This is a genomic window from Amycolatopsis sp. WAC 01376, assembly GCF_003947415.1.
Classification (GTDB): Bacteria; Actinomycetota; Actinomycetes; order Mycobacteriales; family Pseudonocardiaceae; genus Amycolatopsis.
The window spans coordinates 131370-147156 of record NZ_QHKL01000013.1; the positions used below are offsets into that span (position 1 = coordinate 131370).

General features: G+C 69.2%; 15 protein-coding genes. 9 read left to right on the forward strand and 6 right to left on the reverse strand.

Going from position 1 to position 15787, the window contains the following annotated elements:
- Position 1 precedes the first annotated feature (1 nt).
- Genes DMH03_RS40495 through DMH03_RS40505 form a run of 3 tightly spaced genes read right to left on the reverse strand, consistent with a single transcriptional unit; the run spans position 2 to position 3937 of the window.
- A complete protein-coding gene (locus DMH03_RS40495; RefSeq protein WP_125797295.1) occupies positions 2 to 1264 on the reverse strand; it encodes a class I SAM-dependent methyltransferase in 1263 nt (420 codons plus the stop codon).
- Positions 1265 to 1291: 27 nt separating this feature from the next.
- Positions 1292 to 2677, reverse strand: coding sequence for an FAD-binding oxidoreductase (locus tag DMH03_RS40500; protein ID WP_125797296.1), 1386 nt, complete (start codon positions 2675 to 2677; stop codon positions 1292 to 1294).
- Between the two features lie 57 nt (positions 2678 to 2734).
- The gene (locus tag DMH03_RS40505) at positions 2735 to 3937 is read right to left on the reverse strand and encodes an SGNH/GDSL hydrolase family protein (RefSeq protein ID WP_125797297.1); all 1203 of its coding nucleotides are present in this window, start codon (positions 3935 to 3937) and stop codon (positions 2735 to 2737) included.
- 114 nt (positions 3938 to 4051) lie between these two features.
- Between DMH03_RS40505 and DMH03_RS40510 the strand changes: the two genes are divergently transcribed.
- The 4 genes from DMH03_RS40510 (at position 4052) to DMH03_RS40525 (ending at position 9271) form a co-directional block, all read left to right on the forward strand.
- Positions 4052 to 4423 carry an MmcQ/YjbR family DNA-binding protein gene (locus tag DMH03_RS40510; protein WP_125797298.1) on the forward strand — a complete coding sequence of 124 codons (372 nt, stop codon included), beginning with the start codon at positions 4052 to 4054 and terminating at the stop codon, positions 4421 to 4423.
- A gap of 119 nt (positions 4424 to 4542) precedes the next feature.
- A complete protein-coding gene (locus DMH03_RS40515) occupies positions 4543 to 5709 on the forward strand; it encodes a sensor histidine kinase (protein WP_125797299.1) in 1167 nt (388 codons plus the stop codon).
- Positions 5706 to 6368: a response regulator transcription factor gene (locus tag DMH03_RS40520; protein WP_125797300.1), complete on the forward strand. Its 663-nt coding sequence runs from the start codon at positions 5706 to 5708 to the stop codon at positions 6366 to 6368. The genes DMH03_RS40515 and DMH03_RS40520 overlap by 4 nt, the downstream gene beginning before the upstream one ends.
- Entirely contained in the window at positions 6368 to 9271 is a 2904-nt protein-coding gene (locus tag DMH03_RS40525; protein WP_125797301.1) for a BTAD domain-containing putative transcriptional regulator, read from the forward strand. Before DMH03_RS40520 ends, DMH03_RS40525 begins: the two co-directional genes overlap by 1 nt.
- On the opposite strand, the gene DMH03_RS40530 is transcribed toward DMH03_RS40525, so the two are convergent.
- Entirely contained in the window at positions 9243 to 9683 is a 441-nt protein-coding gene (locus DMH03_RS40530; RefSeq protein ID WP_125797302.1) for a hypothetical protein, read from the reverse strand. The genes DMH03_RS40525 and DMH03_RS40530 overlap by 29 nt on opposite strands.
- 328 nt (positions 9684 to 10011) lie before the next feature.
- Complete coding sequence (locus tag DMH03_RS40535) at positions 10012 to 10749, reverse strand: carbonic anhydrase family protein (RefSeq protein ID WP_158633163.1); 738 nt, start codon at positions 10747 to 10749, stop codon at positions 10012 to 10014.
- Between the two features lie 243 nt (positions 10750 to 10992).
- Here DMH03_RS40535 and DMH03_RS40540 point away from each other — a divergent pair, with 243 nt between their 5' ends.
- From DMH03_RS40540 to DMH03_RS40560, 5 genes are all read left to right on the forward strand, one after another.
- Entirely contained in the window at positions 10993 to 11520 is a 528-nt protein-coding gene (locus DMH03_RS40540; protein WP_125797304.1) for a hypothetical protein, read from the forward strand.
- A 70-nt stretch (positions 11521 to 11590) separates the two neighbouring features.
- Positions 11591 to 12331 (forward strand): DUF748 domain-containing protein, encoded by a 741-nt coding sequence (locus tag DMH03_RS40545; protein ID WP_233611877.1) that lies wholly within the window; start codon positions 11591 to 11593, stop codon positions 12329 to 12331.
- A 72-nt stretch (positions 12332 to 12403) separates the two neighbouring features.
- Positions 12404 to 13243: a class I SAM-dependent methyltransferase gene (locus DMH03_RS40550; protein ID WP_125797305.1), complete on the forward strand. Its 840-nt coding sequence runs from the start codon at positions 12404 to 12406 to the stop codon at positions 13241 to 13243.
- Between the two features lie 6 nt (positions 13244 to 13249).
- Positions 13250 to 13861 carry a TetR/AcrR family transcriptional regulator gene (locus DMH03_RS40555; protein ID WP_125797306.1) on the forward strand — a complete coding sequence of 204 codons (612 nt, stop codon included), beginning with the start codon at positions 13250 to 13252 and terminating at the stop codon, positions 13859 to 13861.
- 90 nt (positions 13862 to 13951) lie between these two features.
- On the forward strand, positions 13952 to 14413 hold the full coding sequence (locus DMH03_RS40560; RefSeq protein ID WP_125797307.1) for an ATP-binding protein: 462 nt from the start codon (positions 13952 to 13954) through the stop codon (positions 14411 to 14413).
- A gap of 1 nt (position 14414) precedes the next feature.
- Here DMH03_RS40560 and DMH03_RS40565 read toward each other — a convergent pair whose 3' ends face one another.
- Positions 14415 to 15770, reverse strand: a complete 1356-nt coding sequence (locus tag DMH03_RS40565) for an MFS transporter (RefSeq protein WP_125797308.1) — start codon at positions 15768 to 15770, stop codon at positions 14415 to 14417.
- Positions 15771 to 15787: the final 17 nt, after the last annotated feature.

Here is a 15787-nt window from a genome sequence, read left to right on the forward strand (position 1 = left end):
CCTACACACCCCAGTCCGGCCTCAGCGGCATGCCCGAGTCCCCGTCCGGACCGACCTTGACCCCGAGCACCTGGTGCAGTTCGATCTCCCGGCGCTCGAAGGCGAGGCGGCACGCGGCCATGTACAGCGCCCAGACGCGGCTCCGCCCTGCGCCCGCTTCGGCGACGGCCGCGTCCCAGTTCGCGTCGAGATTGGCGCACCACGCGCCGAGGGTGGTGGCGTAGTGCTCGCGGAGGTTCTCCGAATGCCGCACCTCGAGCCCGCTGTCGTGCATCGCGGTGGCGATCTCGCCGACGGACTCCAGTTCGCCGTCGGGGAAGACGTACCGGTCGATGAACCCGCGTGACCGGTGCGGGACGGAGGTGTCCGGGTTGGTGATGCAGTGGTTCAGCAGGCGCCCGTGCGGCTTCAGTTTCCCGGCGAGGAAACGGAAGTACGACGGCAGGTTGCGCGCGCCGATGTGCTCGGTGAGCCCGATCGACGACACCGCGTCGAAATCCGTTTCGGTGACGTCGCGGTAGTCGAGATGCCGCACCTCGGCGCGGTCCGCGAGGCCCTTGGTCACGATGTCCTTTTGCGCCCACTGCGCCTGTTCGCGCGAAAGGGTGACACCGAGCGCCTCGACGCCGTAGTGCTCGACGGCGTGCTCCACCATGCCGCCCCAGCCACAGCCGACGTCCAGTAGCCGCATCCCCGGTTTGAGGGCGAGTTTCCGGCACACCAGGTCGAATTTGTGCGCCTGAGCCTCTTCCAGCGAGGAGTCGGCGGACGGATACGCGGCGCAGGTGTAGGCCATCGACGGGCCCAGCACCAGTTCGTAGAACCGGTTCGAGACGTCGTAGTGGTTCGAGATCGCGTTGCTGTCGCGCGCTTTCGAGTGCCGCAGGCCGTCGAAGACGCGTTTGGCGCGGCTCGGCAGTTCCTCGGCGGGCGGGGCGACACGGCGCAGGTGCTTTGGCCCGAGTTCGCGCAGCAGCCACAACCGGTCCGCGGCGTTGAGCTGATCGACCTGTGCCACGAGCGCGCGCAGCGCCGTGTAGAGGTCACCGTCCACCTCGAGCGCGCCTGCCACGTAAGCCCGCGCGAGACCGAGGTCTCCCGGTGAGGACATCAAGTACGTCAACGCCAGCGGCGACCGCACCTGGATCGACACCGGTGCGTCCGCCGGGCCGCTCTTGCTGCCGTCGTAGGCGGTGATGGACACTTCGGCGCTCGGGCCGAGCAACCGCTCGAAGATCTTGCCGACGGTCGTCGTCTCAGCCATGTTCGTCTCTCTTCTTCCCGGCCCGGGTCACCGCCGCCGCACGCATTTCGCGTACAGGTCGAGCAGGCGGCCGTCGGGGTCGTAAGCCGTCTTCAGTTTCCGGTAGGCGTCGCCGTTGTACAGCCGCCAGAACTCGTCTTCGGTATAGAAACTGTCGGAATACAGCGACTTCCGCCCGCCGAGTCGCGTCACTTCGGCCTCGATCAGCCGATTGTGCGTATCGGGTTCCTCGCCGGGGTCCAGTGGGACCGCGGACCAGAATCCGAAGTTGACGTACAGCGTTTCGGGGTCCAGTTCGTACAGCGGCGAGTTCACGCCACCCGGCCGCTGCTTCAGCGGGCAGATCCACACCGGGCTGATCGGGATCTCGCGGCGGAAGAAGTCCAGGAACTCCGCGGCACGCGACAGCGGCACCTCGATGTCCTGGACAATTGTCTCCTCCGGAGGAAGCCCGCGCAGCTTGAGCAGCTTCGCGGCGATCCCGAACCGGCGGTCGAGCGCCACCGCCTTCCAGTAGACCGAAGACCGCAGCAGCCGCCTGCCCAGCAGCAACCGGGGGAGCCGGTGCTGCACGCCGAACGCCCGTGAACACCAGAACCAGTCCGTGTCCCAGCGCCACAGGTAGTCCCGGACGCTCAGATGGTCCGTCTCGCGGGAGCGGATCGACTTGTAGTAGATGTCGAGCCAGGTGTAGTCGCTGGTCGCGGGCGCCGTGGTGGTGAACGTGCCCAGTGTCAGGTACTGCTCGCCCGGTCCGAATACCGTTCCGTCCACGAAGTCGGCCGACCCGTTACGACAGGCTTCACCGAGTGCCGCGAAGTACTCCTCCGTGTCCTCGTATCGCACGTGGTCGAGCCGCACGTACGGTTTGACCGGCTCCAGTTCGATCTTCAGCCGCAGCGCGTAGCCGAGCGTCCCGTACGAGTTCGGGAAGCCGTGGAACAGTTCGCTGTGCTCGTTGTCCGCGTTCGCGACGACGAGCCGCCCGTCGCCGGTGAGCAACTCCATCTCCAGCACCGACTCGTGCACGAGGCCGTTGCGGAACGAGGACGACTCGATGCCGAGGCCGGTGACCGCGCCGCCGAGCGTGATCGTCTTGAGCTGCGGTACGACCAGCGGCATCAACCCGTGGGGCAGGGTCGCGTCCACGAGCTGCTCGTAGGTGACCATGCCTTCGACTTCGGCCGTGCGTGCCAGTGGATCGACGTCGAGGACATGCGTGAAGCCCGAGACGTCCAGCCCCGGCGTACTGGTCGCCGTCCGAGCCCGGAACAGGTTCGACGTCCGTTTCGCCAGCCGGATCGTTCCGTGGAGATCCGCGAGCTGTGCCCGCAGCGTTTCGGCGCGCGCGTCGTGTTCGGCGAACCGGACCAGCCGCGCCGTCGCTCGGGTACCGCTGTCGTCGCTAGTCATTCCTGATCGCCATCAGTTCATCGTGCCCCACGGAACCGCCTGGCGCAGCCCTTATTCCTACCGGAGTCCTGGCAGCGGGACGGCGTTCGCCATGGCGGTGAAGCCCTTGTCGCCGGGATGGAGGTGATCGCCGGAGTCGTACTCGGGTTTCATCCGCTGCGGGTCGGCGGGGTCGCGGATCGCCGCGTCGAAGTCGATGTAGGAGTCGAAGAGCCCGCTGGTCCGGATGAACCGGTTGACCGCCTGCCGGGTCTCTTCGAGCTGGGGCGTGTACGAACGCCAGCCCTTCCACGGCGTGATCGTCGCGCCGAGCACCCGCAGGCCGCGGTCGTGTGCCCTCGTCGCGATCTGTTTCAGCGCCGAGATGATCTTGTTCGGATCGGCCTGGTGCGGGGTCTGCTGGATGTCGTTGATGCCCTCGAACACGATCGCCGTCCGCACTCCGGACTGGCTCAGGACGTCCCTGTCGAGCCTGGCCAGCGCGTTGACCCCGTAGGTGCCGCCGTCGAGCAGCAGCCGGTTCCCGCTGATCCCGGCGTTGAGCACGCCGAGCCGCGTGCTGATCTTGTCGGCGAGCTGATCGGGCCAGCGCAGGTTCGCGCCCCAGGTCGAGTTCGCCCCGTCGGTGATCGAGTCGCCGATCGCCACGACACTGCCCCGCAAACCCGGGCCCCGGACGTCCACTCCGGACACGTAATGCCAGACCGCGGTCTTCTCCGGGAACGCGGCGGCCGACTCGTCGGCGGATTTGTCGCCGTTCCGGGTGAAGTAGGAGTTCTGCGTCGCGAGCGGGTGGTAGGTGACCGGGCCCGACGGCGTCGGGGTGTACGTGGTGACCAGGAGGTCGCCGTCCCTCGGCACGGCCAGCGCCGCGCCGTCGCTGACGATGTCGGCGCCCGGGGGCACGGTGACCTCGCGATCTCCGCCGAAGGTCAGCGTGCGCATCGTGCCGGGCACGGCCTGCGGAGTGTCCGGGCCGGCGGCGACCGCGACGGTCACCCGGCCGAACAGCACCGGGGTCCGGCCGAAGGCATTGGACAGCCGGACGCGTACTTCGTGCCCGCCCGCGCTGGTGTGCACGATGTTGCGGATGGAGAAGTTCGGGTAGCCGTTGTCGGTCCCGGCGACCCCGGCCGCGGGCGCCGCCGCCCAGCTGCCGACCCAGCCGCTGGTGGCGGTGCTCTCCACTGGGGCTGCCGCGGCACTCGGCACCAAGCCCAGCAACAGGATTCCCGCGACGGCGAGCTGCTTCACGCGCATATCGGTTTCGCCTCCACCCAGTCGGCTCCATCCATCGTGAGTGAATCACCGACAACCGGTCAACGCCCTGGACAGGACAGGTTTCTGTCGGAGGGTCCGGTTAGCCTGAACGCCATGACACCTGCCGCTCTCCGGAAGATCTGCCTCGGCTTCCCCGGTGCCCGCGAGGAGTTCCCGTTCGGCGAGGCCAACAGCGTGTTCAAGGTCGCGGGCAAGATCTTCGCGCTCGGCCCGCTCAAGGCGAAGCCACTGCGGATCAGCCTCAAATGCGAGCCCGATCTGGCGGTCCGGCTGCGCGCCGAACATCCGGCGATCGTCCCCGGCTACCACCTGAACAAGCAGCACTGGAACACCGTCGAGCTGGACGGTTCGCTGACCGACGGTTTCGTCCGGGAGCTCGTCGAAGACTCGTACGACCTCGTCGTAGCGGGCCTGCCGAAACGGGAACAGGAGAAACTGAACTGGGTGGCGCTCAGCCAGGAATGAACGGCCCGGGTTTCATCCGGATTTCATCGGTCCGTGCTTTTCGGCCTCCTACCGTGGGCGGAGACGGTTGCCGCCCGCCGCACGATGACGCGCTCACCGGGACTTCCTAGGCTGATGCCGTGCTGAGGATCTTGCGGGACCGGTTCCGGGCACGGGTGCAGGCGAGCCTCACCCGTGCCGGGCTGACCCTGCCGTGGTGGGGGGCGCTGTGCGCCAGTGCGGTGAGCTTCGTGTTCACCGCCGTCGCGCTCGTGCAGCGGGACGCGCTGCTGCCGCCCGAGCCGATCGCGCTGGCGGGCCTGATCGTGATCGCGCCGTCGGTGATCTGGACGATCACCGACTGGATCATGCCGTGGGTGCGGATGACGGCGCTGATCATCGCCGCCTCGGTACTGCTCATCGAGCCGGTGCTCCCGGATTTCGCGCCGTTGCTGCTGCTGGTCGCGGCCACCGAAGCGGGCAGTGTCCTGCGGACGACGTGGGGGATCGCCCTCGTCACCGTCGCGAGCGAGGCGGTCTTGGTCGTGGCCGGGATCTGGGGCGGGCTGATCGGCGGGCCGGTGTACATGGTCGCGATCCTGCTCGGTCTCAGCGGCGGGCTCATGGTCCGCTGGTACACGAGGGTGCTCGACGCCGAACGCGGAAACCGGGACGCCTCCCGTGACAAGGCCCTGCTCGCCGAACGCCAGCGGATCGCGCGTGAGGTGCACGACGTCGTCGGCCATTCGCTCAGCATCACGCTGCTGCATCTGACCGGAGCTCGGCACGCGTTGCAGCAGGACCGCGACGTCGACGAGGCGATCGAAGCGCTCACCGAGGCCGAGCAGGTGGGACGTGCCGCGATGGCCGACATCCGCCGCACGGTCGGCCTGCTCGCCGACTCCCCGTCGGGCAGCGCCCCGCTGCCGGGTGTGGAGGACATCGCGACGCTGGTGGAACGCACCCGCAGCGCCGGACTCGCGGTGCGCTATACACAGGAAGGCGACCTCGGCCGGGTAGGCGCCTCGGAAGGATTGGGCCTCTACCGGATCGTGCAGGAATCACTGGTCAATGTCGTCAAGCACGCCCCCGGGGCGACCGCGGAGGTCCGGCTGAACGCCGGCCGGTCCGGCGTGAAGCTCATCGTCAGCAACACCCTCGCCTCGAATGTCCGGCGCTCGGCCGAGGACGGTTCGGGACTGGCGGGGATGGCCGTCCGCGCGGCCCAGCTCGGCGCCGATCTCAGCGCCGGGCCCAGTGGCAGGCAGTGGATCGTGCAGGTCACCGTGCCGGGAGCCAAACCGTGACCGCCGCCGAGATCCAGGTGCTGCTGGTCGACGACCAGGAGCTGGTCCGGTCCGGGCTGCGGCGCATCCTGCGGCGTCGCGACGGCTTCGTCATCGCGGGGGAATGCGGCGACGGTTCGGAAGTGCCAGGGGCGCTGGCCGCGCACGAGGTCGACGTCATCGTGATGGACCTGCGGATGAAGAACGTCGGCGGCGTCGAGGCGACCAGCAGGCTGCGGCGGTCCGGCGGCCATCCGCCGGTGCTCGCGCTGACCACGTTCGACGACGACAACCTCCTGGCCGACGCGCTGCGGGCGGGCGCCGCCGGTTACGTCCTCAAGGACTCCCCGGCCGAAGACCTGATCCGGGCCGTGCGGGCGGTCGCCGCGGGTGACGCGTGGCTCGACCCCGGGGTCACCGGCCGGGTGCTCGCCGCGTACCGGCAGGCCGCCGGGAACGGCAGCGGCGGACGTTCGCCGGAACTGCTGACACCGAGGGAGCAGGACGTGCTCCGGGCGATCGGCCGCGGCCTGACCAACGCGGAGATCGCCGCGGCACTCGTCATCTCGGAGGTGACCGTGAAAAGCCATATCGGCCGGATCTTCACCAAACTCCAGCTGCGTGACCGGGCGGCGGCGATCGTGTACGCGTTCGACCACGGGATCGTGGTGCCGGGCTGATGCGCAACGATGGGGGGATCATGCCGGACTCGCGACTTCGCTTCGAACTACTCGGCCCGTTGCGGGCCTGGCACGGGGAGACCCGGCTGGACCTGGGGCCGGTCCGGCAGCAGGCCGTGCTGGCCGCGCTGCTGCTGCGCCCGGACGTGACCGTCAGCCACTACGAACTCACCGACGGGCTCTGGGAAAAGCCGCCGGAGTCCAATGTGCTGCCGGTGTACGTCCGGCGGCTGCGGCAATGCCTGGACACCTCCGGGCAGAAGCCGAGGGACTCGGTGATCGTGTCCGATCGCGGCGGTTACCGGTTCGCCAGTGGCGGGGTGCGCCTCGACGTGGTGCGGTTGGAGGAGATCGCCGTCGTGGCGGCCGCCGCCGAGGAGGCCGACGACCTCGTCACCGCGGTGGACACCTTCGCTGACGCGCTCCGGCTGTTCCACGGCGAGCCGCTGACGGGGCTGCCGGGCGCGTTCGTCCAGGGCGAGCGGCGACGGCTGGAGGAACGCAGGCTTCTGCTGCTGCGCCGGAAACTGCGGGCCCAGCTGAAACTCGGGCGGTTCGACGAGGTGATCGGCGAGCTGTCGGCGCTGGTGTCGGCCGATCCGCCGAGCGAGCCGCTGGCCGCGTTGCTGATGCGGGCGCTCTACGGCGGCGGGCGGCAGGCGGAGGCGCTGGAGGTGTTCACCGACGTCCGCGAGCGGCTGATCGAGCAGCTCGGCGTCGAGCCGGGTGAGGAACTGCGGCAGGTGCAGGAAGCGGTGCTGCGCGGGGACGAGACGCTCCTCGGTGTCACGCCGCGCCGTGAGCCGTCCCGCCGGATCCGCAACGAACTGCCCGCCACCAACGGCGAACTCGTCGGCAGGGACCGGGAACTCGCGCTGCTCGTCGAGGACGGCGATCCGGAGTCGGTCTCGGTGGACGCCGTCGACGGCGTTCCCGGCGCGGGCAAGACCACGCTCGCGGTGCGCGCGGCACACCGGCTTCGTGAGTCCTATCCGGACGGTGCCTTGTTCGTGGATCTCCACGGCTACACCGAAGGCCGCGAGCCGGTGAAGCCGGAGCGTGTGTTGCGGCGGTTGCTGCGCGCGGTCGGTGTCGAAGACGGCGCCATGCCGGACGATCTCGACGAACTGGCCGCGTCGTGGCGGGCGGCGACCTCGCAGCTGAGGTTGCTGCTGGTGCTCGACAACGCCGAATCCGCCGGGCAGGTGCGGCCGCTGCTGCCGTCCGGTCCGGGTAGCCGCGTGCTGGTGACCAGCCGACGCCGTCTGTCCGGTTTGGACGCCGACCGGCGGGTTTCCCTTGGCGCGCTGGGCCTCGAAGCGGCGGAGAAGCTGCTCGGCCGGATCGTGGGGGCGCCGAGAGCCGAGGGCGAACGGTTCGCCGTACGCGCGCTCGCCGGACTGTGCGGGCGGCTGCCGCTGGCGTTGCGGATCGCGGGTGCCCGGCTGCAGAACCGTCCTATGTGGACGTTCAAGGATCTGGTGGACCGGATGTCGGACGACGAGCGCAGGCTCGGCGAGCTGACCGCCGAGGACCGCAGCGTCGAAGTGGCATTGCGCCTGTCCTACGAACAGCTTCGGCCTGCCGAACAGAACGCGTTCACGGTGCTCGGCCTGTCACCGACTCCCGAATTCGACCGGCTTTCGGTCGCCGCCCTGCTGGACTCCTCGCCCGCCGAAGCCGAGCGGCAGCTGGAAAGTCTGGTCGACGCCAGCCTCGTGCAGGAACCGGCGAGTGGTCGTTACCGGCTGCACGACCTGGTGGCGGTCTACGCGCGGCGGCTGGCCGGCGAGATGCCCGAAGACGCCGCCGACGCGGCGCGGAAACGGGTGTACGGCCTGTATCTCAGCGCCGCTCGCCGGGCGAGTGAATGGGGTGTCGCGCGGTTCCCGCTGGAATCCGGGGGAGCGTTCACTGGGCAACGGGACGCTTCCGCCTGGCTCGACGCCGTCGGCGATCTGCCGGAGGTGGTCACCCAAGCGGCGGAGGCGGGACTGGACGGCCTCGCGTGCTCGATCGCCGAGGGGCTGGTCGACTATCTCGCGCGCCAGCAGCGGTACCACGAATGCCGGACGGCCCTGCAGATCGCGCTGCCGCTGGCGGAACAGGCCGAAGACGAACGGCTGGTGTCGTCGCTGCGGTTCTGCCTCGGCTACGCCTACGCCTCGCAGGGGCAGCTGGACCGGGCGCGCGGCTGCTTCGACGACGCGCTGCGGGCGGGCCAGGCCTCGGGCGACCGCGGGGTGGAGGCTCGGGCGCTGGGCGGGCTCGCCATGGCGGATCTGATCGCCGGCAGGCACGATCTCGCCATCCCCGGCACGCGGCGGGTGATGATCCTCGCCGACGAGGTGGGGGACCGCTGGCTGGCCGAACGGTCGCTGTCCGCGCTCGGCTATCTCGCCTATCTGCAAGGCGAGCACGAAGAAGCGCTGGCCCACCTCGGCCGTGCCCGTGAGCTGAGCGAGGAGATCGGCAGCGCGGGGATGCTGGCGAGGGTGCTGTGCCATATCGGCACCGTCCAGCTCGAAATCGGCAGGTTCGCCGAAGCCGCGCTGGACTTCCGGCGGTCCGTCGAACTCGCCGAGGAGACCACGGACGGCCTGCTGATCGCGACCGCCCTCGCCCGCCTGGGTGCCGCGGAACTGGAACTGGGGAATCTCGACGCGGCGTTCGAACTCCAGCGGCGGGCGCTGACCGCGGTCACCGAGGAGACCATCGCCGGGATGGAGTCCGAGATCCGCAACCGGCTCGGCCGCACCCATCTCGCCGCGGGCGATCCCGTGGCGGCGAAGGAGCATTTCGAGTGGGTGCTCACCACCATCGGATCCGACGGCGATTCCCTGCAACGTTCCCTCGCGCTGGAAGGTCTGGACCTCACCAGACAGTCGGTACGCCGGCGTTGATGATCGTGAAGCGGTGCCCCGTCATGCTCGTCCGCCAGCGCGCGAAGTAGGCGTCGGCGGCGTCGGTCAGATGCACCCCGGCGCGGACCTCGTGGACGACGCAGGCCCAGTCGGCGGCGTCGCACAGCACCAGTTCCCGCGGTGCCCCGCGTTTCCGGAGCACGGACGAACAAAGGGCGCCGCGCTTGCCGACGTTGCCGTCGTCGAGGCAGCGGCGGAGGTCCTCGACGGCCTGGGCGGCGGTTTCGAACAACGTCCACCGGTACTTGGGCGACGGGCGGCCGTCGGCCCACGGCATGAAGAACGCCGCCCAGCTCCAGCCTGGTCCGACGACCTCGTCCCGCTCCCCGGGACTCGGCGCGTCTTCCCGGGGCAGCACCATGTTGTACGGGGTCCGGCTCGCCGGGCTCATGCACGTCTCCTCATGGACAACCGGCCCGCGAGCGCGGATCCGTGTCCGGAACCGTAGGGCGGAGCCATGAAATCCCGATGAAACGCCGCCGCGCTTCCTTACCTCACGCATGTCGTCCGGCTGGACACGCGTGTCGTCCGTCCAATCACGCGTGTCGTCCGTCCAGTCACGATGGCGAAACCGAGATACGGCAGAAAGTCCCTTACCCACTGGATCTCCGCCGGAAGATCGTGCGCTGAATCCTGGCCGTACGCTGGTGCGAGGGGGCCTTTCCCCGCGTGGCATGCAGGGAAAGGCTCCCTCGCCACTCCGAGTCGGCGCGTGAGCACTAGATCTGTGGCACCACGGTCAGCCGTCGTCCGTTGAGCGGCTGGGGGGCGCGGGCGTTGCCGTCGCCGAACAGGCCCTGGAACCGCGCGATCGTCGACGGCGAGACGGTCTGCTCGGACATCAGGAACCACTGCACGCCTTCGGAGAACGGTGCGGTGGTGAGCGAGCCTTCGTACCGCAGCGTGCTTCGGTTGCGGGGCAGGAGCGTGTCGAGGTCGAAGTCCGGCAGGGCGACCGTTTCCCCGCATTCCGGTGCGAGCGTCGCCAGCACGCGATCCACCGGCGACCCGGCGCCCGCGCGCAAGGGAACACCGATCACCAGCAGTTTCCCGGCGGCGCTGCGGTGTACGAAATGCATTTCCAGCGGATCGGCGCGGCCTTGGAAACGGTGTTCCGACGGCGTGTGGAAATGGAACTGTTCGAGTTCGTAGCGGACCCCGGCGAGTGTGACGTGCCCGGTGTCCGGCCTGACCACGGCTTCTTCGGTTTCTTCGTGATTCCTCGTACCGCATCCGTTGGTGTCCGAGGCGTCCTTCCGGATGTATTCGAGGTCGAGATCCGAATGGCCGTAGGAGATGTTCAGCCTCGGCTGGGCGGGATCGAGCCTGATCGCGCCGGGGGAGATGTCGACCGGGCTCTGCGATGGCTGCCGCGATTGGGCGGTGCCGCCCGCGGTGAGCAGGAATCCAGCGAGGACGAGGGGAACGACGAATGCGGTAAGGCGCCTGCGCGTCACGCTCTGAACCTTTCGAGGACCCGGACGAACTATGATCATCCGGACAAAGTCGACCGCACCCGATGGGGTGGCGCGGACGAGAAGAACACATCTTTTTCCTGTGCCGGAGAATGCGCAAGCCCCCTGAATGGGCCAATTTCCGACATATTCTCTCCTTTCGTGCGAAACGCAGTGTGATCCGTGTCGGTGTTCCGCGAAAGATTCACTGAGCGCAGCCGGGCGGGTACCCCTAGTATTCGAAAAGTGTCGATCTTGTCTGTGCTCATGGCCCTGGTGACCCTTTTTCCCGTCGTGGACCCGGTTTCGCGAACAGGTGCCTGCGAAGGAACGGAAGGGGTGACCATCGCGGTCGGCATGGCGGCCGAAGTGCTCGTGCGATGCGTGCCCGGCTCACCCGGCGACGCACGGACCGCGCTCGAGCGGTCCGGGCTCGCGGTGCGACTGGGGAGCGGAACCGGGCCGTACGAGGATTCTCGCTACGTCTGTGTCGTCGAAGGCGTCCCCGGCGGCGATTCCTGCACCGGTCATCGGGAAGGGGCGCCGTTCTGGAAGGTGTGGCGGGTCGGGCTGGACCCGGTCGCCTGGCGCGAATCCCGGACCCAGGGCGGGCCCGGTGCGGTGCCGGTCTGCCCGGGCGGGCTCGTCGGATTCGGTTTCGGGACCAGGACTTCGCAGCTGCCCGTGGCGCCGGATCGGGTCGTGACCACGCCTGGCTGGCTTCCGCCTCGATGTGACCAGCGTCGCTCGCCCATACCCAAGGGGGGTATGTAAGGTGATGGTGAGAGCGGCGCCCGAGCCTGCTCCACGATCGCGGGTGGCACCCGCACTAAGGACGCGCACGATGAACACGCACGACGCCCACGGCATGCACGACCACGAACCCGCCGGGCTCGCGTCGACGAAAGGCGGCTACACCCTCGCGCCTGCCACCACGATGCTCGTTGCGGGAATGACCCGCCCGTTCACCTTCCGGGTCCTCGGTCCCGACGGGGCGCCGGTGACGGCCTACGACGTCGAACACGAGAAGCGCATGCATCTCATCGTCGTCCGCCGCGACACCGCGGGCTTCCAGCACGTCCACCCGGAACTGGGCGAGGACGGCACCTGGACCGTGCCGCTGACCGTCGGTGAGGCGGGGGTTTACCGCGTCTTCGCCGACTTCAAGCCCAGCGGTGGGGCCGCGACGACCTTGGGTGCCGACCTCTTCGCCGCCGGGGATTTCCGTCCCGTCGAGTACGCGCCCTCGCGGGTCGCGGAGGTCGACGGATACCGGGTCGAACTCGACGGCGAACTCACGCCGGGCAAGCCGTCGAAGGTGACGCTCACCGTCACCGAAAACGGCCGTGAAGTCACCGATTTGCAGCCGTATCTCGGTGCTTACGGGCATTTGGTCGCCTTGCGCGGCGGCGACCTCGCGTACCTGCACGTCCACCCGGACGGCGAACCCGGTGACGGGCACACCGCGGCCGGGCCCGCGGTCACGTTCTTCGCGGGAGTCCCGACCGGCGGCACTTACCGGCTCTTCCTCGACTTCCAGCACGGGGACAAGGTCCGCACCGCCGAGTTCACCGTCGTCGCTTGACACCCTGGCCGGTCCTCCTTCACTATGAACACATGTTCATGAACTCGTGTTCATAACGGAGGAGGTTCCGGGATGTCCGGCATCGTCAACACCGCTCAGGCGGAAGCGTGGAACGGCTACGAGGGACGGCACTGGGCCGAGCACGACGAACGCTACGACGCGGTGAACAGCGGGTTCAACGAATTCCTGTTCGACGCGGCCGGGATCGGCGAGCATGACCGGGTGCTCGACATCGGCTGCGGCAACGGGCAGGTCACCCGGCTCGCCGCCGTCCGTGCCCCGCTCGGCGGCGCGACCGGGATCGATCTGTCCGCGCCGATGCTCGCCACGGCGCGGGCCCGTGCGGAGGCAGAAGGTGTCGCGAACGTCGTGTTCGACCAGGGGGACGTCCAGGTCTTCCCGTTCGGTGAAGACGTTTTCGACGTCGCGCTCAGCCGGTTCGCGGTGATGTTCTTCGCCGATCCGGTCGTCGCCTTCACCAACGTGCGCCGCGCGCTGCGGCCCGGCGGCAGGCTCGCGTTCCTGTGCATGACCGAACTCGCCGGAACCGATCTGGGTGCCGTTTTCGGCGCGCTGGCACCGTTTCTGCCGACCCCGACCGGCGAAGACGGAACCGGCCCGACGTCCTTCGCCGATCCGGCGCGGGTCCGCTCGGTGCTGGGCGACGCCGGATTCCTCGACGTCGTCTGCACGCGTGTCGAGGCCGATCAGGTCTGGGGGAGCGACGTGCCCGACGCGGCCGGTTTCATGGCCGGCTGGGGGCCGGTCAAGTATCACCTCGACCAGGCCGGAGCCGAAGCGGCGGCCGGTGCGCGGGAAGCTCTTTCGGGCGCGCTCAGGCCTTTCGACGGACCGGGCGGTGTGCGGCTGCGCGGCGCGGCGTGGCTGGTCACGGCTTCCGCGCGCGGCTGAGCCCCGATGTCACCGAGGAAAGCGGCGGCCCTGCGCCACACCGAAGACGGCCGGAGCCTGCGCGAGCACCTGATCGCCACGGCCGCGGACCTGATTTCCGCCAACGGCACCGCGGAACTCACGGTCCGCGCCATCGCGCGTGCGGCCGGGGTCGCCGACGGCGTGCTGTACAACCATTTCTCCGACAAGGAAGAGTTGCTGGCCAACGCGCTGGCCGAACACGTGCGAAGGGTCGAAGCCGGGCTCGGCGAGCTGCCCGCGCCCGGTTCGGGTACGGTCGAGGCCAATCTCCGGGCCCAGCTGTCCTACGGTTTGGCTTTGCACAAGGAGATCCTGCCCGCGTTCGCCGGGCTGCTCGCCCGCCCCGCCGTGCTCGCGCGGTACGGAGAACTGGGCGAGGGCACCGAGTCCTGGCGGGACCGCCTCGCGGAATACCTGTGCGCGGAAAAGGAACTCGGCAGACTGGCCGGTGATGTCCAAGCGGCGGCGGCGATGCTGGTCGGGGTCTGCCACGAAACAGTGCTCGCCGGCCTGCTCCCGCATGGGCCGACAGTGACCACCTCGCCGGGTACGGAAGCAGTGGTCACGACGGTGCTGGAGGGTATCGCGGCCCGATGATCCCCGTCACGGGTTGATCCTCGCCCGTTTTGGGTAACCCGATTGTGCGACTTCAGCAGGGAGGCCGCGTGCAACGGGAGGGGTGGCTCCATGATCAGCGTCGCGGAGCATCCGGTGCCGGGGACCTGGGTGCTCGACCTGCGGGCCACCACGCCTCGGGCCTTGCCCGACATGCGAGCCTGGGTCGTCAGATGCCTTCCCGATCTCGGCGAGGGGCATCGTGACGACGTCCTGCTGGCGGCGACCGAACTCGTCGCCAACGCCTACGTGCACGGAGGTGGCGCACGCCACATCCAGCTGTGGCGCGGCGTGACACCGTGCGCTGTCCGTATCGAGGTCGCGGACGTCAGCGTCGAACAACCCAGGGCGCGTTGTTCGCAGATCGAGGATCCCCGCGGGCGAGGGCTGCTCGTCGTCGACGGGGTGGCGGTGCAATGGGGCGTCCGGCGTGAGCCGGTCCGCGGCGGAAAGATCGTCTGGGCACATATCCGTTGCGACGGCGGCTGCCCGGAAGCGCTTCCACGCGTGCGCGGGAAGCGCTCCCGGAGCTGACTCAGGCCGCGCGGCGTGCGGTGAACAGGCCGAGAGTGGAGATGGCGGCGAAGCCGAACAACAGCCATCTCGCCGACGTGAGCACCGAAGGACCGCCGAGGTTGACCAGGAGACCGGCGACCGCCGCGCCGAACGCGGTCGACATCGTCAGGATCGTGGCGATCCCGGCAGCGGCCTTCCCGCCTTCGCCGTCCGGTGCGGAGGTCATCGCGGCGACGGACAGATGGGGCATCGCGATGCCGATTCCCATGCCACCGAAGAAGAGCACCGGCAGCCACGCGAGAACGACGGGCAGCGACGGCTGTTCTGTCTGCAGCAGACCCAGCACGACGAATCCGGCGGCGAGACAGGCCGGTCCGGCGAGCACGAGCCGCCGAGTCTCACGAGCCGAAGCGCTGACGAGCTGGCTCACCGACCAGCCCAAGGACAGCGCGGCGGCGAAGAACCCCGCTGCCGCGGGCGGAAGTCCGCCCAGTCGCTGGCCGAAGAGCGGCAAGAACGTCTCCACCGAGACACCGGACGCCAGCACCATGATGGTCAGGTAGATCCACCGCAGCCGCGATCCCCGCCGGTACACCGAACCGGGCAGCACGCTCGCCACCGCGCGCTTCTCCGTCGCCAGGAACGCGGCCACGAGAACGAGACCCAGCGCGATGAAGGCCGCCATCGCGAGCGTGCCGGACAGGATCCCGGCCATGCTCACCGCTCCGGTCGCGCCGACGATCAAGGACAGCGACACGACCGGAACCGGCGGCGCCTGCGCCGGACGTCCACCGCGGGGAAGCGCCCGCGGCACGAAGACCGCCAGTGCGGCCGCCACCACGGCCAGTACCACGAACGCGGACCGCCACGAGCCGAACTGTGCCGAGAACCCGCCGAGCGCCGGGCCCGCGAAGTTGCCGACCCCGAACATCGCGGAGATCAGGGCGCTTCCCCGGCTCCACAGCCGGGGCGGCAGTGCCGAATGGATCAGGGCGAAACCCAGTCCGGTCAGCAGACCGGCGCCGAGCCCCTGTATCCCGCGGCCGACGAGGAGGACCGGCATCGACGGGCTCACCGCGCACAACACCGAGCCCGCGGCGAAGACGCCGAAGCCGATCAAATAGGAACCCTTGCCGCCGAAGCGGAAAAGGGTCTGACCCACCACCATGGTCGCGACGACCTCGGCGACCAGGAACGCCGTCATGGTCCAGGCGTACAGCGGCCGTCCGCCGATGTCCTGGACCGCCGTCGGCAGCAGGCTCGCCGCCACATAAATGGTGATCGCGCCGACGAGCACGCCACCCGCCAGTACCACCGAAGTGCTCGTATGTCGGCCCAGTTCCCGCCAGGAACCGACGTCTTGCCCGATGCTCACGCGTTTCTCCTCGTTGT